Genomic DNA, 22951 nt, shown 5'->3' with positions numbered 1-22951 from the left:
AGCTCGGATGGCCGAGAAATGATGATTCCGGCCTCACACTGATGGACAGGAGGCCTGGATGATGTTGCACCATCATGGACGGTCGTCAAAGGGAATTACCTCAGCCGATCGGTCGATACGGTGCCGACTCGGCGTCAATTTCCCGACTGTAGGGACATCGGAACCCTCGGCGGAGCCCTCGGTCAGCCGGCGATGCCCTGCTCGCGGGCCCAGCGCAGCAGCTCCGCCTCCGCCTCGTCGCGGTCCAGCGGGCCGCGCTCCAGGCGCAGCTCCTTCAGATACTTCCAGGCCCGGCCGACGACCGGCCCCGGTGGCACGCCGAGCAGTTCCATGATCGCGTTGCCGTCCAGGTCGGGGCGGACCCGGGCCAGGTCCTCCTCGGCCTCGATCCGGGCGATCCGCTCCTCCAGCGCGTCGTAGTCCGCCGCCAGGGCGGCGGCCTTGCGCCGGTTGCGGGTGGTGCAGTCCGAGCGGGTCAGCTTGTGCAGCCGGGGCAGCAGCCCTTCGGCGTCGGTGACGTAGCGGCGCACCGCCGAGTCCGTCCACTCGCCCCGGCCGTACCCGTAGAAACGTAGGTGCAGGTTGACCAGCTTGACCACCTGCGTGATGACGTCCTTCGGGTACTTCATGGCCTTCATCCGGGCCTTGGTCAGCCGGGCGCCGACCACCTCGTGGTGGTGGAAGCTGACCCGGCCGTCCGGCCCGACCGCCTTGGTGGCCGGCTTGCCGACGTCGTGCATCAGCGCGGCCATCCGCAGCACGAAGTCGCAGCCGCCGGTCTCGTACGACACGGCGTTGCTGACCACGGTGAGGGTGTGCTCGTAGACGTCCTTGTGCTGGGCGTGCTCGTCGATCTCCAGCTTCAGCCCGGTCAGCTCGGGCAGGAAGCGGTCGGCCAACTCGGTGTCGACCAGCAGCCGCAGCCCGGTGATCGGGTCCGCGCCGCAGAGCAGCTTGGTGAACTCGTCGCGGATCCGCTCGGCGGTGATCCGGTCGAGGTCGGCGGCCATCCGGGCCATCGCGGCGCGCACGTCCGGGTGGACGGTGAAGCGGAGCTGGGCGGCGAACCGGGCCGCCCGCAGCATCCGCAGCGGGTCGTCGCCGAACGACTCGGCGGGGGTGCCGGGGGTGCGGACCACCTTGGCGGCGAGGTCGTCGAGGCCGCCGTGCGGGTCGGTGAACCGGTGTTCGGGCAGGCTGACCGCCATCGCGTTGATCGTGAAGTCGCGGCGCTTCAGGTCGTCGGCGAGGTTGGTGCCGTACTCGACGACGGGGTTCCGGCTGACCTGGTCGTACGCCTCGGCGCGGAAGGTGGTGATCTCCAGCCGCAACCCGTCGCGCTGGCAGCCGATGGTGCCGAAGTCGCGGCCCGTCTCCCAGACCGACTCGGCCCAGCCCTTGATGATCCGCAGGGTCTGGTCGGGGTGGGCATCGGTGCAGAAGTCCAGGTCGTCGCCGAGTCGACCGAGCAGGGCGTCGCGTACCGACCCCCCCACCAGGTGCAGCTCGTGGCCCGCCTTGGCGAACCGGCGACCCAGCTCGTCGGCGACGGGGGAGACGCGGAGCAGTTCGGCGACGGCGTTGTGCTGCGCGGCGGTGAGCTCGCGGCGGTCAGCGGCGTGGGGAGCGGAGGCTTCGGACATGGGATCGCCAGCGTATCGGGCCGGTGGAGGAACTGATCCGCCGGGCGCGGGTCGGCGGTGGGGTTGACTATGGTCATGTGGTGCGGGCCGGTGCCCGGCTCCGAGACGTACCCCATGGAGGCTGGAAGATGAGCGGCGGTCTCTACCGCAGCGCGAACGCCGCGCAGGGCGGCGGCCGGCCCCCGGGCGACGACGCCACATTCATCTCGGCGGAGCCGTTGAACCAGCCCGCCGTGGAGGCCACCGCGCCGCCGCAGGAGGTCGTCGCGGAGACCAGCGCCGCGACCAACAGCGCGGTGATGGCGATCGGCAGCCTGGTCAGCCGGGGCACCGGCTTCCTGCGCACGCTCGTGCTCACCGCCGCGCTGGGTGGTGCCCTGGTCGGCGACGCCTACACCACGGCGCAGATCTTCCCGGGGATGGTCTACGAGTTCCTGCTCGGCGGCATCCTGACCAGCGTCCTGGTTCCGGTGCTGGTGCGCCGGCGCAAGACCGACGACGACCGGGGCCAGGCGTACGCCCAGCGGCTACTCACCCTGGCGGTGATCGCGCTGGCCGTTGCGGCGGTGATCGCGGTCGCGATCGCCCCGGTGCTGACCTGGCTGTACGCCAGCGACCAGCAGACCGGCGACTACCGCGGCCTGGTCAACGCGCTGTCCCGACTGATGCTGCCGATGATCTTCTTCACCGGCCTGAGCGCGCTGATCAGCGCGGTCCTCAACACCCGGGGCCACTTCGCCGCCCCGATGTGGGCGCCGATCCTCAACAACATCGTGGTGATCGCGACCGGCGGCCTTTACATCGTGATCTTCGGTGCGAAGATCGTCGAGCCGGACGAGATGACGTTCGGGCGCATCTTGTTGGTCGGCGGGGGCACCCTGCTCGGCGTGGCGATCCAGGCAGCCGGCCTGCTGCCGGCGCTACGCAAGGTCGGCTTCCGCTGGCGGTTCCGCTTCGACTTCGGCAAGCTCGGCCTCGCCGAGCTGGGCCGGCTCGGCGCCTGGATGTTCTGCTACGTCGCGGTCAGCCAGATCGGCCTGATCGTGGTGTTCAACCTGCTCAGCCGGGCCAGCGGCGAGAAGGCGGCCGGCCCGCTGATCTACAACAACGTCTTCCTGCTGCTGATGATGGCGCACGGGATCATCGCCGTATCGATCATCACGGCGCTGATGCCCCGGATGAGCGCCGCCGCCGCCGACGGCCGGTACGCCGACCTCGCCGCCGACCTGTCCCGGGGCACCCGGACGGTGACGGCGGTCCTCGCCCCGATCGGGGTCTGCTACGCAGTGCTCGCCGCCCCGATCGCCTTCGCCCTGTTCCAGCACGGCGCGTTCACCGAGCAGAACGCCCGGGACACCGTCCCGGTGCTGGTCGTGGCGGGCATCGCGCTGGTGCCGTTCGCGATCAGTCAGCTCTTCACCTTCGCCTTCTACGCGCTGCCGGACACCCGGACCCCGGCCCTGATCAACATCCCGGTGGTGGGGCTGCGGGTGGCCGTACAGATCGGCCTCTTCTCGCTCTTCGCGGCGAGCTTCGCCGCCGCCGGGATGATGCTCGGCAACGCCGTCTCGTACGTGGCGGCAGCCGTCATCTCGGCGTGGCTGCTGCGCGGCCGGGTGGGGCGGATCGGGATGGGGCAGATCAGCGGCACGTTCGTACGGGTGGCCGTCGCCGCCGCCGGGGCCACCGTCGTCGGGTTGCTGGTAGTGAAGCTGCTGCCGGGCGACGACGCACCCACACTGGTCCAGTCGGCGGTGCAGATCGTGGTCGGCGGCGCGGTCATCGGTGGGACTTACCTGGGGCTGGCCATGGTGCTGCGGATCAGGGAGATCACCGAGGTGATCGGGATGGTCCGCGGCCGAATCGGGCGCTGACCCGGAACCATGCCGGGCCCGACCGGCAGGTGCCCGGCCCGGGCTGGCACGCAGGGTGACTGGGGATCACCAGGCTGGGGATACACCTGTGGATAACTCAGCGATTCGCGGGTCAGCGACCGTAAGTGCCTGTGGACAACCAGCCGAAAGGTTGAGCATGGCGGGCCGTTGGGTGGGGAATCTGGGCGGCGGAACCGGCCCGCCACACCGGCACGGCCCCTGCGACGACTACTTGCGGTCAACCTCTAGATTGGCCAGTACATGTGCCAGCAACGTGGCCGACAACGGCCGTAACCGGACGAGTCCGGCATGTCCCGGCACCTCCGCCGGGTGCGGCGGGAAGATGACATGTCGGCGAGACGGGCAACCCGGGTAAGGTCGCTCTCGACGGGTGCGGCTGAGCCAGGCGTTCCACGTCGGCGCCGTCGGCCGGTTCCTCAACAGGCAGAGCGGGAAGCCACATGCCCAGCAGCGCGGGTCCATCGATCGACACGATCACCGAGGGAGGACGGGTGACCCAGGTCGGCGAGGGTCAGGAGGCAGCGGAGAGCGCGCCGCCGATCATGACCTTCGGTGCTCCCACGGCGGGTGAGATCCTCGCCGAGCGGTACGAGCTGGTCGAGCACATCAACAACGACAGCGCTGGCCGGCTGGTCTGGCGGGGAGTCGACGTCGTGTTGCGCCGTCCCGTCGCGGTCGTGCTGCGCTACCCGGGCGGCGACTCGGCCACCGAGATGCTCCAGGCGGCCGTCGCGGCCAGCCGGGTGATCCACCCGAATCTGGTCGGCGTCTACGACGCCATCGACGAGGCCGAGCGGGCGTACGTGGTCCGCGAGTGGGTGGACGGGCAGTCCCTGCGGGAGCTGGTCGCGGACGGCCCCCTCGACCCGGGCCGGACGACCGCGATCGGCAACGCGGTGGCCAGTGCGCTGGCCGCCGTGCACGCCACCGGCATGGTGCACGGCAACATGCACCCCGGCACCGTGATGATCAGCGAAGAGGGCCGGGTGGTGCTGGCCGACGCCCGCACCGACGGCGCCGACAGCCAGGACAACGACGTCCGGGCGATCGGGGGCATCCTCTACTTCGCCCTCACCGGATACTGGCCGCACGCCGAGGCTCCGTTGCACGGCGCCACCGCCGGGCACGGCCGGGCCGCCATCCCGGACGCCGTCCGTGATGCCAGCGGGGCGATCGCCGCCCCGAGGCAGGTCCGCGCCGGCGTGCCGGCCTACCTCGACGACCTGACGATGGATCTGCTCGACGCCGGGATCGCCCCGCCCCCGTCGGACGTGCTCGCGGCCGAATTGGGCCGGCTCGACATCCCGATCGAGGAAGAGCCGTACCTGGAGCCGGCCGGCCCGCTGCGGTTCGCCGCGGAGACCGGCGACGAGCCGTCCCCGCTGGCGTCGGTGGGCGGCCGGAAGGTCGCCATCGGCATCGCCGGCCTGCTGGCGGTCGCCCTGGTCGGTCTGCTCATCGGGATCAGCGCGCTGGGCGGGGACGACGATCCCCCGCAGACCGAGCCGGTGGCCCGGCCGTCCAGCAGCGCCCCGGCCAGCGAGGCGGCCCCAGCCGCCGCCACGCGCAAGCTCCAGGTGAGCGACGTGCGCATCATCGACCCGGACAGCAAGCTCCGCGACGAGCTGGGCGGCGCCGAAAAGGTGATCGACGGCGACCAGGACAAGGGCTGGGACACCGACACCTACACCCAGCCGAACTTCGGCAACCGCAAGAGCGGCATGGGGGTCTGGATCGACCTCGGCGAGGAGCGCACGGTCAAGTCGGTGCAGGTGAACCTCTCCGCCACCGGGGCGTCCGCCCAGCTCTTCGCCGGCAAGACCGACCCGCCCTCCACCTCGGCCGGCGACAAGTCGCTGTTTACGAGCTACAAGACGAGCCCGGTCGGCCAGCCGTTCGAGGAGCACGACGGCACCACCATGACCTTCAACGGCTTCGACGCCGACACGAAGTACCGTTTCCTGCTGTTCTGGCTCACCGCGCTGCCCTCGAACGACCGGGGCTACCAGGTCACGGTCCAGGAGATCACGGTCCAGGGGTCGTGAACCGACGACCGTCGACGGGTCGCCACCCGGGGCGGGCGTGGTGATGGACGGCCACGGCGAGCGGACCACAGACGTACCGGTGGACGGCCAGCGCCGTCCGCCGGTCGCCGTTCCGGCCGGCTCCGTCCCGGGCGTCGGACCGAGCGACGTGGAGCTGCTCCGCGCCCACGTCGCCGGCGACCGGTACGCCTTCACCGAGCTCTTCCACCGGCACCGGGACCGGCTCTGGGCGGTGGCCCTGCGGACGGTCGGCGACCGAGAGGAGGCCGCCGACGCACTCCAGGACGCGCTGCTCTCCGCCCATCGCGCGGCAGCCCGTTTCCGGGGCGATTCCGCCGTCACCACCTGGCTGCACCGGATCGTGGTGAACGCCTGCCTGGATCGGATCCGCCGCCGGCAGGCGCACCCGACCGTTCCGCTGCCGGACGGGACGTACGGCCCCGACGACGGCCCGTCGACCGGCGGGGTGGAGCCGGCCGCCCCCGTCCAGGACCACGACACCGCTCTGGTGGTCCGCCAGGCCCTCGCCGAGCTGCCGGTCGAGCAGCGGGCCGCGCTGGTGCTGGTGGACGTGCAGGGCTACCCCGTCGCCGAGGTGGCCCGGATCCTCGACGTCGCCGAAGGGACGGTCAAGAGCCGCTGCGCCCGGGGGCGCGCCCGACTCGCCGTGGCCCTCGGCCACCTGCGAACTGGCGTCGTTCCCGGCGGGACGGCCGACGAGCGCCCGAACCTCCGGTCCGGGCGGGTCGCCCCGCCGCGGGACGGGCGGGCCGGGACGCGCGGCCGGGATGCCGCCGGACCCGACGGCGGGAGCATGGCCGGGCCGGACGTGCCCGTCGTCACCCGGGGGAACCCTCGGCAGGTGGGGGGCGTCCGATCTGGGTCGGGGCACTCCCGGCGCGACGCCAACCAGGAGGAATCGTGACGGCCGGGGGGTTCAGGGAGGTCGACCACGACCTGCTCGCCGACTACCTCGGTGGTGTGCTCGACGGCACGCCGGACGAGGCGGTCGTGGCCCGGTTGGTCGAGCAGGACCCGGCCTGGGCCGAGGCCCACGACGCGTTGGTGCCGGCTCTGGCCCGGGTCGGTGAGGACCTCGCGGCCTGGGCGGGTCCGGCCCCCGAGATGCCGCTCGCGGTCGCCGACCGGATCGCCGCCGCGCTGGCCGGCGCCGGCCCGGGCACGCCCACCGACCCCTCCGCCGTGCCGGACGCCACGGACCGGACCGACCCCGACCGCGCGACCGGCGTGCCGCCCGCGCTGGTTCCGACCCAGCCGTCGGGCGGGTCACGCCGGCCTGCCGGCGGGTCAGGGCCGACGACCGGGCGTACCGGGACCGCCGGTCCCGGCCGGCGCGGACGACGCTGGGCCCGGATCGCCGGGCCGGTGGCGCTGGCCACGGCGTCGGTGTTCGCCATCGGGCTGGGGCTCAACCGGTTCGTCACCGAGGCCACGCAGTCCGACAGCGCGTCGACCACCGCGGTGAGCGAACCCGCCGGGGCTGTGCGGGGCGCGCAAGACTCGTTCCGCGCGGCCGGCACCCCGCAGCACAGCGGCACCGACTGGACGCCGGAGGCGCTGGCCACCGGGGCCCCCGGCGTGCCGCCGACCGGGCCGGTCAAGTCGTTCGGGCAGGGATCGGCGGGGCCGCCGGCCGTCGGGGGGGAACGCCTCCCGGCGGTTGATGGCCTCTACCGGCTCACCACACGGAGCGCCCTGGACTCCTGCCTCGCGGCGGTCAGCACCGAGCACGGGGCCGGTCCGCTCACCGTCGACCTGGTCGACTATGCCCGGTTCCGGGGCGACCCGGCGCTGGTGGTGCGCTTCGTCGACCCCTCCGGGGCGCGCTGGGCGTGGGTCAGCGGCCCGGAGTGCGGCGTACCCGGATCCGGGGCCGACACCCGCTACCGGGCGCGGGTAGGGTGAGGTCGCGGTGCGCCGGCCGGCGTGACCGGCCGGGCCCGGCGAGACGGAATCGGCGTTGCCGTCCTTCCACGTGACCTGACCCACCGGATGACCGGCTCGGGAATCCCCACTTCGTACGATGGCGTTCTGCAAGTCAGGAGCCGGCGTCCGCGTGGCGGCGGCACTCAGACCGACATCGGTGTGCGCGCCGATGGCGACCACACACATCGGGAGACGGCAGTGGACGAGGTCCGCAACCTGATTATCATCGGCTCCGGGCCGGCCGGCTACACGGCGGCGGTCTATGCCGCGCGCGCCAACCTCAAGCCCCTGATCATCGAGGGCGTGCAGTCCGGTGGCGCACTGATGACGACGACCGAGGTGGAGAACTTCCCCGGGTTCGCCGACGGCATCCTCGGCCCCGAGCTGATGGACAACATGCGCAAGCAGGCCGAGCGGTTCGGGGCCGAGTTCCTCACCGACGACGTGACCCGGGTCGAGCTGAAGGACACCGGCAGCGTCGGCTCCGACGCGGTGAGCACCGTCTGGGTCGGCGAGACCGCCTACCGGGCCAAGGCTGTCATCCTCTCCACCGGTTCGGCCTGGCGTCCCCTGGGCGTGCCGGGTGAGCAGGAATACCTCGGCCACGGCGTCTCGTCCTGTGCCACCTGTGACGGCTTCTTCTTCCGCAACCAGCACATCGTGGTGGTCGGCGGCGGTGACTCGGCGATGGAGGAGGCCAGCTTCCTCACCCGGTTCGCCGAGTCGGTCACCATCATCCACCGGCGCGACTCGTTCCGGGCCAGCAAGATCATGGCCGAGCGGGCGCTGGGCAACGACAAGATCAAGGTCGAGTGGAACGCGGTGGTCGAGGAGGTCCTCGGCGCCGACGGCAAGGTCTCCGGCGTACGGGTCCGCAACGTGCACAGCGGGGAGAGCAAGGTTCTCGACGTCACCGGCGTCTTCGTGGCGATCGGTCACGACCCGCGCAGCGAGCTGTTCCGCGACCAGGTCGAGCTGGACGACGAAGGCTACGTGAAGGTGCAGGCCCCGAGCACCCGGACCAGCATCCCGGGCGTCTTCGCGGCCGGTGACGTGGTTGACCACACCTACCGGCAGGCGATCACCGCCGCCGGCACGGGCTGCGCCGCCGCCCTGGACGCCGAGCGCTTCATCGCCACGATCCAGCCCTGAGCCGACAGCACCAGCGACGCCGGCGCGGCGTGGCACCGAACGACGAATGAGTCGAACCGCAGTCTTGGAGGAGAGTCATAGTGGGAGCGACAAAGGCGGTCACCGACGCGAGCTTCGCCGCCGACGTGTTGAAGTCCGACAAACCGGTGCTCGTCGACTTCTGGGCCGAGTGGTGCGCGCCGTGCCGCAAGGTTTCGCCGTTGCTGGAGGAGATCGCCGGCGAGATGGGCGACCAGGTCAGCATCGTGAAGCTCAACATCGACGAGAACCCGGAGACGGCCCGCGCCTACCGGGTGATGTCCGTGCCGACCCTGACCGTCTTCAAGGACGGCGAGCCGGTCCGGTCCATCGCCGGCGCCAAGCCGAAGGGCGAGCTGGTCAAGCTGATCCAGTCCGCGCTCTGACCGACGCGTTCCGAAACCCCCGTACCCTCCCGGGTGCGGGGGTTTCGGGTTTCCGAGCCTTGACCTGCACGGACACCGCACCTCGACGGGCCGGACCGCATAGCCTCAACCAGGGGGCGTCCGGTGGTCGGCCACGCCGCGCCCCGTCGCCGTCCGGGTCGTAGGCCCGTCTCCGGCGTCGCGGGACGACCGGCCGGCAACCGTGCGAAGGGGGTCGAGCGTGCGTCCGATCCGACCCGGTGACCGGGGACCGGCGGTGACCGAGATCCGCGGTGTGCTGACCGGCCTCGACCTGCTCCCCGCAGCGCCCACGGGCGACGACGACGATTTCGACGCCGCGACCGAGCGCGCGGTCCGGGCGTTCCAGCAGTCCCGAGGGCTCAGCGTGGACGGGCGGGTCGGCGCGGAGACGTGGCGCGCTCTGGACGCCGCCCGCTGGCGGCTCGGCGCGCGGACCCTGTACCACGCGGTGCCGGAGCCGCTGATCGGCGAGGACGTCCGATCGCTGCAGGAACGCCTGCTGGAGATGGGGTACGACGTGGGTCGCGCCGACGCCATCTACGGCGTGCGCACCTCCCGGGCGGTGGCCCAGTTCCAGCGGGAGATGGGGCTCAAGCCCGACGGCTCCTGCGGCCCGTACACCATGGGGGCGCTGCGTCGCCTGGGGCGCAAGGTGGTGGGCGGCCGGCCGCAGTGGCTGCGCGAGTCCGACGCGATCCGGCAGACCGGCCCGGCCCTGGTCGGCCGGATCGTGGTCATCGACCCGGGGCACGGCGGCACCGATCCGGGGGTGGTGGTGCCGGACGGGCCACTGCGCTGGACCGAGTCCGACTTGGTGCACGACCTGGCCAGCAGGCTGGAGGGGCGGCTCGCCGCTTCCGGGGTGCGGGTGCAGCTGACCCGGGGGCCGGCGCCGGGGAGCTGCCTACCGGACATGGAGCGGGCGCAGCTGGCCAACTCCCTGGGCGCGGACGTGTTCATCTCGCTGCACACCGACGGGCACGCCAATCCGGAGGCCGAGGGCGTGGCGACCTACCACTACGGCACCGACAACGGGGTCACCTCGGCCACCGGTGAGCGGCTGGCCGGGCTGGTACAGCGGGAGATCGTGGCCCGGACGGGGCTGCGGGACTGCCGGACCCACGCCAAGACGTGGGACCTGCTCCGGCTGACCCGAATGCCGGCGGTACGGGTGGAGGTGGGCTACCTGACCTCCCCGGCGGACCGTGGACGGCTGATCGACCCGCGCTTCCGGGACCGGATCGTCGAGGCGATCGTGGCCGCCGTCCAGCGGATGTACTTCCCGGTCGAGCGGGACGTGCCCACCGGCTCGATCGACGTCAGCGAACTGCGCGCGGCGGTCGCGGCCGGCCGGGTGGCGACTGCCTGATCCGGCCGATCCGCTGCCCGAGCACTTGAGCGGCCCCGGACGTCCGCCTGCACGATTCCCGACCGGCCGGGGCGCCCGCGCGGCGGTGACCGCGTTGGTGCGGCGTCAGCCGCTGGTGGAACGGGTGGCCGGGGCGGGTCGGACCGGCCGGAGCAGGGTCTCCGGGCTCATCGAGCCGAGCAGCTTCTCCAAGGCGTACTCGACGTCGGACTTCCAGCTCAGCGCGGTACGCAGTTCCAACCGCAGCCGGGGATAGCGCGGGTGCGCGCGGACCGTCTTGAAGCCCACCGAGAGGAAGTAGTCGGCGGGGGCGACACAACTGCCGGGCGGGTCACCGTCGTCGCCGAACTTCGCGTCGCCGAACGCCTCGATCGCCTTGATCCCCCGCTTGGTGAGGTCTCGGGCCACTCCCTGCACGAGCATCCGGCCGAGCCCGCCACCGGCGAAGGGAGCGACCACGTGCGCGGTCATCAGCAGCGCCGCGTCGGCGGAGACGGGCGAGGTGGGGAACGCCATAGCGCGGGGCACGTACGCCGGCGGCGCGTACATGACGAAGCCGGCGGGCATGCCGTCGACGTACGCGAGCTTGCCGCAGGAGCCCCACTCCAGCAGTGTCTGGGAGACCCAGGCCTCCTTCTCCAGCCCCGGGTCGCCAGCCGCGCAGGCGCGGTCGGCGGACACCGGATCAAGCTCCCAGTAGACGCACTGCCGGCAGGTGCGGGGCAGGTCTTCGAGGGTGTCGAGGGTCAAGCTGACCAGACGTCGCGACATTGACGCATCCCCACAATAGGCTCGGAGGCGAGACCGGCGCGCAACGACGCCGCCTCGGACCCCCGACGAGCGATCGTACGCCGACTGACGACGCTACGGGAGGAGACGCGCGAATGCACCCGGGGTGCCCCGCCGGCCGGTCCACCGGTCCGGGATGTGGACTCGGGGGTCACGTCGTGGCACCGATCGCCGCCAACCGGACTACCATCGGGCATCTGCGTCCCGCGCCGCCATGGTCTGCGGCGTCCCGGGTAACCCGGGCAGGCGGAAGCCGCCCGACACGCGATCGAGGTGATGTCATGACCGGCACGACGCTCGACGACTACACCGACCGGTACGCCCGGCGCGTCCGGGGCATGACCGCCTCGGAGATCCGTGCGCTGTTCGCGGTGGCCAGCCGGCCGGAGGTGGTCTCCCTCGCCGGAGGCGCACCCTACATCGCCGCCCTACCGCTGGACGCGGTGGGCGAGATGCTCGGCCGGCTCGGCTCCGAGCACGGGGCCACCACCCTCCAGTACGGCATCGGCCAGGGCACCCTGGAGCTGCGCGAACGGATCTGCGAGGTGATGACCCTCTCCGGCATCGACGCGGCCTGCGGCGCGTCGCCGGAGGACGTGGTGGTCACCGTCGGCGGCCAGCAGGCGCTCGATCTGGTGGCCCGGCTCTTCCTCGACCCGGGTGACGTGGTGCTCGCCGAGGGGCCGACCTACGTCGGCGCGCTCGGGGTGTTCCAGGCCGCCCAGGCCCAGGTGGTGCACGTGCCGATGGACGACGACGGGCTGATCCCGGAGGCGCTGGAGGTCGCCGTCGCGGAGTTGGCCCGCGCCGGCCGGCGGGTCAAGTTCCTCTACACGATCCCGACGTACCAGAACCCGACGGGCGTGACGCTCAGCGAGGAACGACGCGAACGGGTGCTCGACATCTGCGAACGCGCCGGCCTGCTGGTGGTCGAGGACGACCCGTACGGTCAGCTCGGTTTCGAGGGTGACGCCCCGCGCCCGTTGCGGGCCCGCCGCCGCGACGGGGTGTTCTACCTGAGCACCTTCTCCAAGACCTTCGCCCCGGGGTTGCGGGTGGGCTGGATCCTGGCCCCGCACGCGGTGCGCGACAAGCTGGTGATCGCCAACGAGGCACAGATCCTCTGCCCCAGCGGCTACGCCCAGGCCGCCGTCTCGACCTACCTGGGCACGATGCCGTGGCGGGAGCAGCTCAAGGTCTACCGGGAGGTCTACCGGGAGCGCCGGGACGCGATGCTGGCGGCCCTGGACGACCTGATGCCCGCCGGCACCACCTGGACCAGGCCCGCCGGCGGCCTGTTCGTCTGGGCGACGCTGCCCGAGGGCCTGGACTCGAAGGCGATGATGCCGCGGGCCATCGCGGCGCGGGTGGCGTACGTGCCCGGCACCGGCTTCTACGCCAACGGCACCGGCACCGGCAACATGCGGCTGAACTTCTCCTTCCCGTCACCCGAGCGGATCCGGGAGGGCGTGCGGCGGCTGGCCGGCGTGATGGAGCAGGACATCGCCATGCGCCGGGTGTTCGGCACGGTCAACCGTCCCGAGGTGCGACGCGGGCAGGCCGGCGCGGACGCGCCGGGACCCGACTTGGCATGATTCCGGCATGGCTTCGACCCCTGCCGAGCGCATCACCGTGACCGACCCCTCCGCCGAGCCTCACGTGCTGGTGCTCGCCGGTGGGCTCTCCTACGAGCGGGACGTCTCCCTCCGGTCCGGCCGCCGGGTGCTCGACGCGCTCCGGGCCGTCGGGGTGGAGGCGGAGCTGCGGGACGCCGACATCGCCCTGCTGCCGGCGCTGGTCGCCGACCCGCCCGACGCCGTGGTGATCGCCCTGCACGGCGCCACCGGCGAGGACGGCTCGCTGCGCGGCGTGCTCGACCTCTGCGACGTCCCGTACGTCGGCTGTGACGCCCGCGCGTCCCGGCTGGCGTGGGACAAGCCCTCGGCCAAGGCGGTGCTTCGGGAGGCCGGCATCCCCACCCCCGACTGGGTGGCGCTGCCGCACGACCGGTTCTCCGAGCTGGGGGCGGTGGCGGTGCTGGACAGGATCGTCGACCGGCTGGGCCTGCCGCTGATGGTGAAGCCGGCGCAGGGCGGTTCCGGGCTGGGTGCCGCCGTGGTCCGGGAGGCGGCGTCGCTGCCGGCCGCGATGGTCGGCTGTTTCGCGTACGACTCGACGGCGCTCGTCGAGCGGTACGTCCCCGGCATGGACGTCGCCGTCTCGGTGGTCGACCTCGGGGAGGGGCCGCAGGCGCTGCCCGCCGTGGAGATCGTGCCCCGCAACGGCGTGTACGACTACGCGGCCCGGTACACCGCCGGCCGGACCACCTGGCACGCCCCTGCGCGGCTGGGCCCGGAGGTCGCGGCCACGGTGGCCGAGGTGGCCGTGGCCGCGCACATCGCGCTCGGGCTGCGCGACCTGTCCCGGGTCGACCTCATCGTGGACGCGGAAGGCCAGCCGCACGTTCTGGAGGTCAACGTCTCGCCGGGGATGACGGAGACTTCGCTGCTGCCGCTCGCGGTGCAGGCCGCCGGTCTGGACTTCGGCCGGCTGCTCGGGTCGTTGGTGAGCCGGGCCGCCGCCCGTCCCGCCTGACCTTCCCGCGCGCCGGCCTTCCCGCGCGCCTGACCGCTGCGCGGTGTCAGTGGCGTCCGGGCTCACCGGTCGGCTTGTCGGTCGGCGGGGCGGCGGCGTCCTCCCCGCCGTCCGGCTCCGGGATCTCCTCGGCCGCTTCGATCACCCCGACCGTGTCGTCCTCGTCCGGAGCGGGGGCGGACGACTGCGCGGCGATGCTCGACGGCGCCTGCCACTGGATACGGGGCGGCTCGGCCAGCGGGCGGCCGCCGAAATCGGCCAGCCAGGCGGCCACGAGGGCCAGGTTCTCCCGCCATTGTTCCTCGGAGATGGGCGGAAGGATCGAGTCCCACAGCGACAGGAACGTGCCCCGGAGCTGGAGTCGCCCGTACGGCCGGGCCAGGAACCACAGGTGCAGGTGGGCGGAACCGTCACCCCAGCGGTTGACGTGGACTCGCGCGACGCCGTCGAGGGAGCGGATGGCCCGTTCCAGCCGGACCGTCATCACGCCCAGTTCGGCGGCGAGAAGGTTGGGCAGGTCGCCGAGGTCGAGGTGGGAACGGGCCTCCAGGATCAGCACCATCGGTAGCCCGGTCGGCCGATCCATGGCCCGAACCCGCCAACGCTCGCCGACCCAGATGTACGCGTCGTCCGGCGCACCGCACGCCGTGCATTCCTGAGCTCCCTCGCCCTTGCGCGGGGGCTCCACCGCGACCGGGGCGTCGAGGTGCTTGACCTGAAGGTCTCCTTCGAAGGGAAAAGAGGGCCAGGAGGTGAAATCGGGAACTGAGGGAGGGGTGTCGTGCACGACGCTGACCCTAACCGAGCGAGCCACGGCTGTCCCTACCTGATTCGCCTGCCCCCGGGTACGCCGGGCCGGCCACAGCCACTCGTCCCCGCTCCGATCAGCCCGCTCCGGCTCGACAACTCATCGGCTATCCACACGTTATCCACAGGCCCCCGGGGTCATCACCACCCCGCGTCATCCACAGGCTGGCACCGCGTTTCACGCGGGGTTTCACGTGAAACGGGGGGTGCCTGTGGAAAACCGCTGTGGATAACTTGGCGGCTCGGCAGCAAAGTTGTACACAGGCCCACCAGCTCCCTCGTACCTAACGAACCGAAGAGAGATGGGTCGCTGGCCCAGCCACCAGAATGTGAGCACTTCGAGGCCCGTTCAGGGGCGCGCGGGACGAGCCGAGGGTGAGTTGTTCTGGTGGACGAGATCTATAGCGGTGCTGCGGCCAGGAGCGAAATCGGGCCGCCGCGACGCTACCTCGCGACCGGTCGGCCATCCGGCCTCTGCTGGCCATGGGTGCCCCCGCCGTGATCCGCTCCGCCCCGGCACGCTGACTTCCATGGCTTCATCCGATTCGGTGGCTACTCCCCGAAGGAACAGGTCGCGCGGCAGGGGAGGGTCCAGGGTCGGCCGGAATGCCGCCGCGTTGCCTCCGGCGGCCGGACAGACTCCGGCACGGCAAGCGGGACTAGAGCCTGGCACCGCGGCGGGCGCCGAGCCGGCTGGCTGGCTGGCTGGGGCTTACGAGCGAGCCCGATGACATGGCACCACACGGTGCGCCCGTCCGGCCCAACGCGCTCCCAGGGACGGACCGGCTGTGTATGCCGCCCAGGACGCACGCACGCCCCCGTACCGGGCGTGCCGATGTCGTCCCGCCCTCCCGGCTTCCTGGTCGTCGGCCCCGTCCGGGTTCCACGTGAAACCGACGGTGGCGATCCGAGTAGCGCCCGGCCCGCACGGGCTGGCGGGACCCGAGCACTGGCCCCGCCGACCTTCGCCCTCTCGTGGCCGCCCGTATTGGCCGAACCCCGGCCTTCGGCTCTGGTCCCGATCTCCGCTCCAGCAGCCGGCGCCCAGCTCCGCCCCCTCGGCTCCGCCCCCTCGGCCCGGGCTCGCTCGGCCCGGCTCGCTCTGCTGCTAGTGCCGCTCCTCGGCAGGTGCCGCTCTTCGTCCCCGGCCGGTCCGTCCCGAAGCCACGGCGACGCGCCCCACCCGCTTCTGGTCACCTCCGCCGGCGGGTCCGGCCTCGTGGGACCACCCGCCGCCGTCGACCGATGTGACTTCACTCGTCGACGGCCCCACCGCAGGGGCCCGTTTCACGTGAAACGGGCACTCCCTCGCGGACGGCGCTTCGTTCCCGTGGGCGAACCTGCGCCCGGAGGGGCAGGGACTGGGCGGCTCGCTGCGGCGGAGACCGGCTCCATCCAACGGCGGGCTGCCTCACCTAAACGGGATGGCGTGGGAACGAGACGCCCGTTCGCGCCCTTCAGTCCGCACACCGATGCCACCGGATCCACGACTGTACTGTGGGCGCGTTGGCAGGCGGCATACAGGCCGCTTGGAGAGGGCCACAATGGCGGTGTGGTCGCAGGGCCCGACGGGCTGGGCTCCCCTGGCCGGATTCCTGACGGCGCCCGCCGGGCATAGCGAACGTTTCACGTGGAACGTCGTCCCGGCGCTGCCGGGCACACACGATTGGTTCCGAGCCGCCGCGCCCCGCCGCCCCTACCATCAGGGCGGGCTTCCTGGCGGCCCTGGGACCTCGTGATTGATCCCGACCACCCCCGGAACCGCGTCACACCGATCATGCCCGCAGAAGCCAACACAGAGGGCTGCTCTGCCGTCCGCGTTCGGAACCCCGCGTCACCCCGGTTCATCGGCCATCAGGTCCCGCCGTCGCGAGGCTCAGCCCCGCAACACACGCACCGGCTTCCCCTCAGACTCCACGTGCTCGCCTCGGTCCACGCCGAGGACTTCGGGCGGGGCAGGTTCGAGTCGACCCGGAGCCGGTGCGGCGAGGCTGGCCGTAACCGGCCGACTGCTGCGGCTGATTGCGTGGCCTGTGATTCCGGCGGCGCCGCCCGTACCGGGAGGGGCCGGAAGACAATCCGGCCGCGCCGTCCTGCACGGATGGCGCGGCCGGGGTCCAAATCCGGGTCAGTCCTCGGCTTCCTCCTGGCCGACCCCGATGATGCCGACAATCCTCTCAAGGTCGTCGACCGTGGCGAACTCGATCGTGATCTTGCCCTTGCTGCGTCCGATGTCCACCTTCACGCGGGTGTCGAACCGGTCGGAGAGCCGGTCCGCAAGATCGGTCAGGGCGGGGGCGTGCGGCTTGGTCCGTCGCTTCGCGGCGGAGCTCTTGGCCGGGCCGTCCGCCAGCGCGAGCGCAACGATCTCCTCGGTGGCCCGGACGGACAGCCCTTCGGCGACGATGCGCAGCGCCAGTTGCTCCTGGGCCTCCGCCTCGTCCAGGCTCAGCAGTGCCCGGGCGTGGCCGGCGGAGAGCACCCCGGCAGCAACCCGCCGCTGCACCGGGGCGGGCAGGTTCAGCAGCCGGATGGTGTTGGAGATCTGCGGTCGGCTGCGGCCGATCCGCCGGGCCAGCTCCTCGTGGGTCGCGCCGAACTCCTCCAGCAGTTGCTGGTAGGCGGCGGCCTCCTCCAGGGGGTTGAGGTTGGCTCGATGGATGTTCTCCAGCAGCGCGTCCCGGAGCATGGCGTCATCGCGGGTGTCCCGGATGATCGCCGGGATGTTCTCCCGACCGACCGCTTGTGCGGCCCGCCACCGGCGCTCGCCCATGACGAGTTCGTACTTCTCGCCGTCCAGCGCCCGCACCACGATCGGCTGGAGGAAACCAACCTCCTGGATGGAGGTCTTCAGTTCCTCCAGCGCCTCCTCGTCGAAGACCTGGCGGGGCTGCTTCGGATTGGGCATGATCGCGTCGACCGGGATCTCGGCGAACCGGGCGCCCGGCACCGGGCTGAGCTGAAGCTCGGGCTCCGTCGACTCGGGCCCCGTCAGTTCGGACTCGGTCACCACCGGCTCCGGCGCCGCCATCGGTTCGGTCGCTGCGGGCCCGGCGATCGCCGGCGGAACCTGGGCGGCGCGTTCACCGAACTCAGGCGTCGCCGTCATCGTTCCGGCGGGCTGGACCGGACCGGTGGGAATCAGGGCACCGAGACCCCGACCCAGACCGCCCCGGGGACGGTTCTTCATACGACGCCTCCCAGCGACTCGTCCGCACTACACATTCCGGCTCACCGGTGCCTTGACCCCACGCTCGGCGATTTCCTGGGCGGCCTCGAAATAGCTCGTCGCCCCCCGTGAACCGGGATCGTAGGTCACCACCGACTGGCCGTAGCTCGGAGCCTCCGAGACGCGGACGTTCCGGGGGATGACCGCCTGGAGCACCTTGTCGCCGAAGTGGTTCCGGACGTCCTGCTCCACCGCGTCGGCCAGCCGGGTACGCCGGTCATACATGGTGAGCAGGATGGTGGAAACCTCCAGCCTCGGGTTGAGGTGCTGACGGACCAGGTTGATGTTGTTGATCAACTGGTTGAGCCCTTCCAGCGCGTAGTACTCGCACTGGATCGGGATCAGCACCTCCTGCGCGGCCACCAGCGCGTTGACGGTGAGCAGGCCGAGCGAAGGCGGGCAGTCGATGAAGACGTAGTCGAAGTGCCCGGGGTAGGCGGCGATTGCCCGGACCAGGCGAGACTCCCGGGCAACCACCGACACCAGCTCGATCTCCGCGCCGGCCAGGTCGATCGTGGCCGGCACGCACCACAGATTGGGGATGCCCTCGACGCCTTGGGCCACCTCCTCCAGCGGCACGCTGTTGATCAAGCAGTCGTAGACGTCCGGGACCCCGGTATGGTGCGGGACGCTCAGCCCGGTCGACGCGTTGCCCTGCGGGTCGAGGTCGACCACGAGGACCCGGTTTCCATGCAGGGCGAGCGCCACCGCCAGGTTCACCGTGGTCGTGGTCTTACCCACGCCGCCCTTCTGGTTGGCGACGCACATCACCCGGGTCCGCTCGGGGCGGGGCATGGTCACCTCGCCACTCGGATTAAGGATCTGCACGGCGCGCATAGCCTCCATAGCCAACGGTGGGTCATCCTCTTCGCGCGTCGGGGTTTCACGTGAAACGTACGCGGCATCCGCCGGATCGGCCCCGAAGGCCCCGGCCGGCGACACCGGCGTGTCGACAGGAACAGCGACTCCAGGGGTCGCATCGGGCACCGCACCGGGTGCGGGATGTCGGGGAACAGCAGCCACAGCCGAGGGCGACGACTCGAACCGGACAGGCGCGGCGGTGTCGCGCTGTTCCGCCGCGGCCCGCTTGGCGACGGCCAGGTCATCGGGGCGGCTCGCACCGTAGACCGTGCCGGACCTTCCCACGGAATGCGGGGCTCCACCCGAGCCGGTCGACGCGTCGCGGCGAACCGCCGGATCGCAGTCGGCTGACGGCGAGCCCGGGTCCGGGGGGTGGGTGGCCCGATCACCCTGGTCGGTTTCACGTGAAACGGGGTCGGCCGCAGAGCGTCCCCCGCGGCCCGTCGTCACCCGTGGATCGTCGTACCTGCCGTCGTCATGCACCTGTCATCCCTGCCCGCTCCGGATGGTCGGTCCGCACCCCGTCGTCTTGGCCACGCTCGTCGCACCACGGAGCCTACGGCCCGGCGGAAGCGGCCGGGGTCCCCCGGGGCGCAGATGCCGCCCGCTCCACACTATCGACGCGCGGCCAGCCTACGGCGGACAGGCGTGGCCGGTCCACGTCGGGTTATTCAGACCACCACACGCCCGTCTCACTATCAACGACGCGACCTGCGGTGGGAAGCCGGCGGAGATTCAGGGAAGTCGGATCAGCGACCCCGGCGCGACCCACCACGCGTCCGCTTCGCCGCAGGCTTGACCCGCGGCTGGTTCACGACCCGCTCCCGGACAATCTCCACCACCGTCGCGGGCGGCTCGATCACCCCGACCCCGCAGTGGTGCACCTTGGGCTCACCCCCACCCAGTTTGGCAACCGCCTTGGCATGCTCAGCGATCTCGTCGCCGGCGGACGATCCCTTCACCGCCAACAGGCGTCCGCCGGACACCACCAGCGGTAGGCACCAGGCGGAGAGCCGATCGAGTGGGGCCACCGCTCGTGCGGTGACAATCTCCACGCGGAACGGCCCGACACCGGTGGACCCCGTCGCCGCCTCCTCGGCCCGGCCCCGGAACACCCGGACGGCCTTCGTCAGACCCAGCCTCTCGACGACCTCGACGAGGAACGAGGTACGCCGGGCCAACGGCTCGACCAGCGTCACGGTCAGGTCGGGGCGCGCGATCGCGAGCACCAGGCCGGGCAGACCCGCGCCGGAACCGACGTCCAGCACCGACACGCCCTCCGGGATGCGCTCCGCCACCGCGGCGCAGTTCAGCAGGTGCCGCTCCCAGATCCGTGGTGCCTCGCGCGGCCCGATCAGGCCCCGGAGCACGCCGTCGGTGGCGAGCACCTCCGCATACGCGGCGGCGAGGTCGAGCCGGTCGCCGAAGAGAAAACGCGCCGCCTCGGCCAACTCCGGCGGCAACGCCGCAACGGCCGGGTCCGACCCGTCGGTGAAGTCCAGCCCGACGGCCGGGCCCGGCACGTCGCTCGGGCCTGGCACGTCGCTCGGGCCCGGCACGTCGGCGTGTCGGCGGGGCCCGACAGGCGACGGCCCGGGCGGCGTGCCACCCGGGACGGTCACGGCGTCAGCCGTGGTGTCGTCGTGTGTCACCCGATCAGTCCGCCGGCTGGACGATGATGCGGCGGTTCGGCTCGACGCCCTCGGACTCGCTCTCCACCCCACTCATCGCGTTGACGACGTCGTGGACGCACTTGCGCTCGAACGCGGACATCGGCTCCAGCCGCACCGGCTCGCCGTACTCCTTGACCTTTTCCACCGCGTTCTTGGCGACGGCGGCGAGCTCCTTGCGGCGGTTGGCCCGGTAGCCACCGACGTCGAGCAGCAGCCGGCTCGGGGTGCCGGTCTGCCGGAACACCGCCAGCCGGGCCAGCTCCTGGAGCGCCTCCACCGTGGCGCCGCGCTGACCGACCAGGCTCTGCAGCCCGTCGCCGACCACCTCGACTACCGGGCGGCCACCGGACACCAGCTCGTCGATGTCCCCGTCGTAGTCGAGAATGTCGAGCAGCCCCTCGACGTAGTCGGCCGCGATCTCGCTCTGCCGGAACAGCTCGCTCTCGGCCGGGGCCTTCTTCTCCCGCGTGCCCGAGCCGGCCTTGCCCTCCTCCGCCTCGGTGTCGTCGGTGGCCTCGATCGGTGCGCTCTCCTCGTCCACGGACTGGTCAGCGCTGGGGATGCTGGTCTCGGTCACGGTCTCATCTCCGTACTCGCTCGGCCGGACCGTCGGGTCCGCTGGTTTCCCGGGTCCGGCAGGAGATCGCCGGTGCCCTGGGCACGTCTGTACGGGCCACTCTCGCCCGTGTCCGCGCTGGGCGCGGCGGTTCCGGCCCGGCGCCTGCCTTGGGAGCGGCTGCCAGGGGGCCGGGTCCGTCCGTCGCCGGCCGGGCCGGCGACGGACGGCGGAGGATCAGCCCTGACGCTTGGCCGGGCCGCCCTTCTTCGGGTTGACCGGCTTGGCGCCCGGCTTGGGACCGGCGATCTTCGGAGCGGACGGGGCCTGCTTGACCGGGGCCGGGGCGGCCTTGCGGCCGAGCAGCCCGCCGATCTTCTTGGCCGGCTGGACCGGCCCGCGGGACCCGGGGGCACCGGTGCGGCCCGGGGTGGGCGGCGGCGGGTACTTGCGCAGCACCCACTGCTGCTGGCCGAGAGTGAACATGTTGTTGGTGACCCAGTAGATGATCACACCGATCGGGAAGATCGCACCCGAGACGAGCAGCGACAGCGGGATGCCGTAGAGCATCAGGCGCTGGATCATCTTCTGCTGCGGGTCCTCCGCCCAGCCGGTCTTGAGGATCATCTGGCGGCTGGTGAGGTAGGTGGTGCCCATCATGATCAGAACCAGGATGCCAGCGATCACCTTCACGGTGGTGCCGTTGGCGTTCAGCGCCGCCAACTCGTCAGCGGTGGAGCCGAACTTGCCGGCGATCGGGGCGGTGAAGATCTTGGCGCTGGAGGCGCTGTTGAACTGTTCGACCGCCCAGCCGTAGAGGGTCTTGTTGTTCTCGCTCTTCCCCGGGTCGAGGCGGCGCAGCACGTGGAAGAGACCGAGGAAGACCGGGATCTGGAGGAACATCGGAAGGCAGCCCATGAGCGGGTTGGCCTTTTCCTTCCGATAGAGCTCCATCATCTCTTTCTGGAGCGTCTCCCGGTCACCCTTGTGCTTCTCCTGGAGCTCCTTCACCTTGGGCTGGAGCGCCTGCATGGCCCGCTGGGACTTGATCTGCTTGACGAAGACGGGGAACAGGATCACCCGGACGGTGACCACCAGGAAGACGATGGCCAGGATCCAGGACCAGTTCGTACCGATCACCGCGTTGACCGGCACGCCGACGGCATCCCACGCCGAGTGCCAGGTCAGCAGGATCCACGAGATCGCGTAGTAGATCCAGTCCAGACTGAACAATTCTCAGGCTCCAGTCACATCGGCACGGCGGCGACCGCCCGGCTCGGGCACCGGGTCGTATCCACCTGGGTGAAAGGGGTGGCAGCGCGATAACCGCCGGACCGTCAGGCCGACTCCCCGGAGCGCGCCGTGCCGGGAGACCGCCTCGAGGGCGTATGCACTGCACGATGGGTAGAACCGACAGCGGGCCGGCAGCGCCGGGCTGATCCAACGACGGTACGCGACGATGGGCCAGGTCAGCACCCGGGCACCCGGGCTCGTCGGCCGTGGCGCGGCGGAACCGCTGCTCATCGGGACCGCCGCCCCCGGGGTGTGCGGGCGGTGGCGAGCGCCCCGTCGAGGTCGGCCCCGAGCCGGGCGTACGACGCCTCGGCTGCGGCCGGCAACGCGCGTACCACCAGGATGCTGCCGGCCGGCAGGGCCGCCAGCCGCTCGCGGACCAGATGCCGCAGCCGACGCCGAACCGTGTTACGTACCACGGCGGGGCCGACGGCCTTGGACACGACAAAGCCGGCGCGGGTCGGTACGGAGGTTTCCTCCGTACCGGGGGTCCGCGCCGGCTTCGGCGAGGTATCGATGGTGGTGCCGGGTGTGGCGGGCAGTGTCAGGTGGACGACGAGCGAGCCTCGGCCGGCTCGACGGCCAGCCCGGACCGCTGCGGCGAAGTCGCTGCTGCGCCGCAGTCGTTGCGCGGCCGCCAGCACGACTGCCCACGTCCCCCGGACCGGACCG

The 22951-nt window shown here is 71.8% G+C and carries 19 protein-coding genes; 9 read left to right on the top strand and 10 right to left on the bottom strand.

The annotated features are described in order from the left end of the window. Positions 1–182: 182 nt before the first annotated feature. On the bottom strand, positions 183–1643 hold the full coding sequence (locus ACH4T9_RS26860; protein WP_396671858.1) for a CCA tRNA nucleotidyltransferase: 1461 nt from the start codon (positions 1641–1643) through the stop codon (positions 183–185). 128 nt (positions 1644–1771) lie between these two features. Here ACH4T9_RS26860 and murJ point away from each other — a divergent pair, with 128 nt between their 5' ends. From murJ to ACH4T9_RS26825, 7 genes are all read left to right on the top strand, one after another. Further along, on the top strand, positions 1772–3517 hold the full coding sequence (gene murJ / locus ACH4T9_RS26855; RefSeq protein WP_396671857.1) for a murein biosynthesis integral membrane protein MurJ: 1746 nt from the start codon (positions 1772–1774) through the stop codon (positions 3515–3517). Positions 3518–3978: 461 nt separating this feature from the next. After that, complete coding sequence (locus tag ACH4T9_RS26850) at positions 3979–5583, top strand: protein kinase family protein (RefSeq protein ID WP_396671856.1); 1605 nt, start codon at positions 3979–3981, stop codon at positions 5581–5583. Positions 5584–5626: 43 nt separating this feature from the next. Further along, the gene (sigM, locus tag ACH4T9_RS26845; RefSeq protein WP_396672072.1) at positions 5627–6508 is read left to right on the top strand and encodes an RNA polymerase sigma factor SigM; all 882 of its coding nucleotides are present in this window, start codon (positions 5627–5629) and stop codon (positions 6506–6508) included. Then, positions 6505–7509 (top strand): hypothetical protein, encoded by a 1005-nt coding sequence (locus tag ACH4T9_RS26840; RefSeq protein ID WP_396671855.1) that lies wholly within the window; start codon positions 6505–6507, stop codon positions 7507–7509. Before sigM ends, ACH4T9_RS26840 begins: the two co-directional genes overlap by 4 nt. Positions 7510–7728: 219 nt before the next feature. After that, a complete protein-coding gene (gene trxB / locus ACH4T9_RS26835) occupies positions 7729–8682 on the top strand; it encodes a thioredoxin-disulfide reductase (RefSeq protein ID WP_396671854.1) in 954 nt (317 codons plus the stop codon). Between the two features lie 80 nt (positions 8683–8762). Then, the gene (gene trxA, locus ACH4T9_RS26830; protein WP_350880235.1) at positions 8763–9086 is read left to right on the top strand and encodes a thioredoxin; all 324 of its coding nucleotides are present in this window, start codon (positions 8763–8765) and stop codon (positions 9084–9086) included. 220 nt (positions 9087–9306) lie between these two features. Then, positions 9307–10476, top strand: a complete 1170-nt coding sequence (locus ACH4T9_RS26825) for an N-acetylmuramoyl-L-alanine amidase (protein WP_396671853.1) — start codon at positions 9307–9309, stop codon at positions 10474–10476. A 105-nt stretch (positions 10477–10581) separates the two neighbouring features. On the opposite strand, the gene ACH4T9_RS26820 is transcribed toward ACH4T9_RS26825, so the two are convergent. Continuing rightward, the gene (locus tag ACH4T9_RS26820; RefSeq protein WP_396671852.1) at positions 10582–11247 is read right to left on the bottom strand and encodes a GNAT family N-acetyltransferase; all 666 of its coding nucleotides are present in this window, start codon (positions 11245–11247) and stop codon (positions 10582–10584) included. A 299-nt stretch (positions 11248–11546) separates the two neighbouring features. Between ACH4T9_RS26820 and ACH4T9_RS26815 the strand changes: the two genes are divergently transcribed. Beyond that, complete coding sequence (locus ACH4T9_RS26815) at positions 11547–12860, top strand: PLP-dependent aminotransferase family protein (RefSeq protein ID WP_396671851.1); 1314 nt, start codon at positions 11547–11549, stop codon at positions 12858–12860. Positions 12861–12867: 7 nt separating this feature from the next. After that, the gene (locus ACH4T9_RS26810; RefSeq protein WP_396671850.1) at positions 12868–13860 is read left to right on the top strand and encodes a D-alanine--D-alanine ligase; all 993 of its coding nucleotides are present in this window, start codon (positions 12868–12870) and stop codon (positions 13858–13860) included. Between the two features lie 46 nt (positions 13861–13906). Here ACH4T9_RS26810 and ACH4T9_RS26805 read toward each other — a convergent pair whose 3' ends face one another. The 8 genes from ACH4T9_RS26805 to rnpA form a co-directional block, all read right to left on the bottom strand. Continuing rightward, complete coding sequence (locus ACH4T9_RS26805; RefSeq protein ID WP_396671849.1) at positions 13907–14647, bottom strand: hypothetical protein; 741 nt, start codon at positions 14645–14647, stop codon at positions 13907–13909. A 2148-nt stretch (positions 14648–16795) separates the two neighbouring features. Continuing rightward, on the bottom strand, positions 16796–17857 hold the full coding sequence (locus ACH4T9_RS26800) for a ParB/RepB/Spo0J family partition protein (protein WP_396671848.1): 1062 nt from the start codon (positions 17855–17857) through the stop codon (positions 16796–16798). 27 nt (positions 17858–17884) lie between these two features. Next, positions 17885–19240 carry an AAA family ATPase gene (locus ACH4T9_RS26795; protein WP_396671847.1) on the bottom strand — a complete coding sequence of 452 codons (1356 nt, stop codon included), beginning with the start codon at positions 19238–19240 and terminating at the stop codon, positions 17885–17887. A gap of 266 nt (positions 19241–19506) precedes the next feature. Next, complete coding sequence (gene rsmG / locus ACH4T9_RS26790) at positions 19507–20409, bottom strand: 16S rRNA (guanine(527)-N(7))-methyltransferase RsmG (protein ID WP_396671846.1); 903 nt, start codon at positions 20407–20409, stop codon at positions 19507–19509. A 4-nt stretch (positions 20410–20413) separates the two neighbouring features. After that, complete coding sequence (locus tag ACH4T9_RS26785; protein WP_396671845.1) at positions 20414–21007, bottom strand: protein jag; 594 nt, start codon at positions 21005–21007, stop codon at positions 20414–20416. Between the two features lie 216 nt (positions 21008–21223). Further along, entirely contained in the window at positions 21224–22219 is a 996-nt protein-coding gene (gene yidC, locus ACH4T9_RS26780) for a membrane protein insertase YidC (RefSeq protein WP_396671844.1), read from the bottom strand. Between the two features lie 3 nt (positions 22220–22222). Then, positions 22223–22510, bottom strand: a complete 288-nt coding sequence (gene yidD / locus ACH4T9_RS26775) for a membrane protein insertion efficiency factor YidD (protein ID WP_396671843.1) — start codon at positions 22508–22510, stop codon at positions 22223–22225. Then, a complete protein-coding gene (gene rnpA / locus ACH4T9_RS26770) occupies positions 22507–22923 on the bottom strand; it encodes a ribonuclease P protein component (protein WP_396671842.1) in 417 nt (138 codons plus the stop codon). Before rnpA ends, yidD begins: the two co-directional genes overlap by 4 nt. Between the last annotated feature and the right edge of the window lie 28 nt (positions 22924–22951).

It is taken from the genome of Micromonospora sp. NPDC020750 (assembly GCF_044334565.1).
In the GTDB taxonomy this organism is placed as follows: Bacteria; Actinomycetota; Actinomycetes; order Mycobacteriales; family Micromonosporaceae; genus Micromonospora.
The sequence above is the reverse complement of the archived record's forward strand: the minus strand, read 5'-3'. Positions and strand labels throughout refer to the sequence as shown.

What these genes read in the sequence shown, in the direction of transcription:
- ACH4T9_RS26800 (WP_396671848.1), bottom strand. Translation starts at nt 17,857, where the DNA reads ATGAAGAACCGTCCCCGGGGCGGTCTGGGTCGGGGTCTCGGTGCCCTG.
- ACH4T9_RS26820 (WP_396671852.1), bottom strand. Translation starts at nt 11,247, where the DNA reads ATGTCGCGACGTCTGGTCAGCTTGACCCTCGACACCCTCGAAGACCTG.
- ACH4T9_RS26810 (WP_396671850.1), top strand. Translation starts at nt 12,868, where the DNA reads ATGGCTTCGACCCCTGCCGAGCGCATCACCGTGACCGACCCCTCCGCC.
- murJ (WP_396671857.1), top strand. Translation starts at nt 1,772, where the DNA reads ATGAGCGGCGGTCTCTACCGCAGCGCGAACGCCGCGCAGGGCGGCGGC.
- ACH4T9_RS26850 (WP_396671856.1), top strand. Translation starts at nt 3,979, where the DNA reads ATGCCCAGCAGCGCGGGTCCATCGATCGACACGATCACCGAGGGAGGA.
- yidD (WP_396671843.1), bottom strand. Translation starts at nt 22,510, where the DNA reads ATGAGCAGCGGTTCCGCCGCGCCACGGCCGACGAGCCCGGGTGCCCGG.
- ACH4T9_RS26860 (WP_396671858.1), bottom strand. Translation starts at nt 1,643, where the DNA reads ATGTCCGAAGCCTCCGCTCCCCACGCCGCTGACCGCCGCGAGCTCACC.
- ACH4T9_RS26815 (WP_396671851.1), top strand. Translation starts at nt 11,547, where the DNA reads ATGACCGGCACGACGCTCGACGACTACACCGACCGGTACGCCCGGCGC.
- sigM (WP_396672072.1), top strand. Translation starts at nt 5,627, where the DNA reads ATGGACGGCCACGGCGAGCGGACCACAGACGTACCGGTGGACGGCCAG.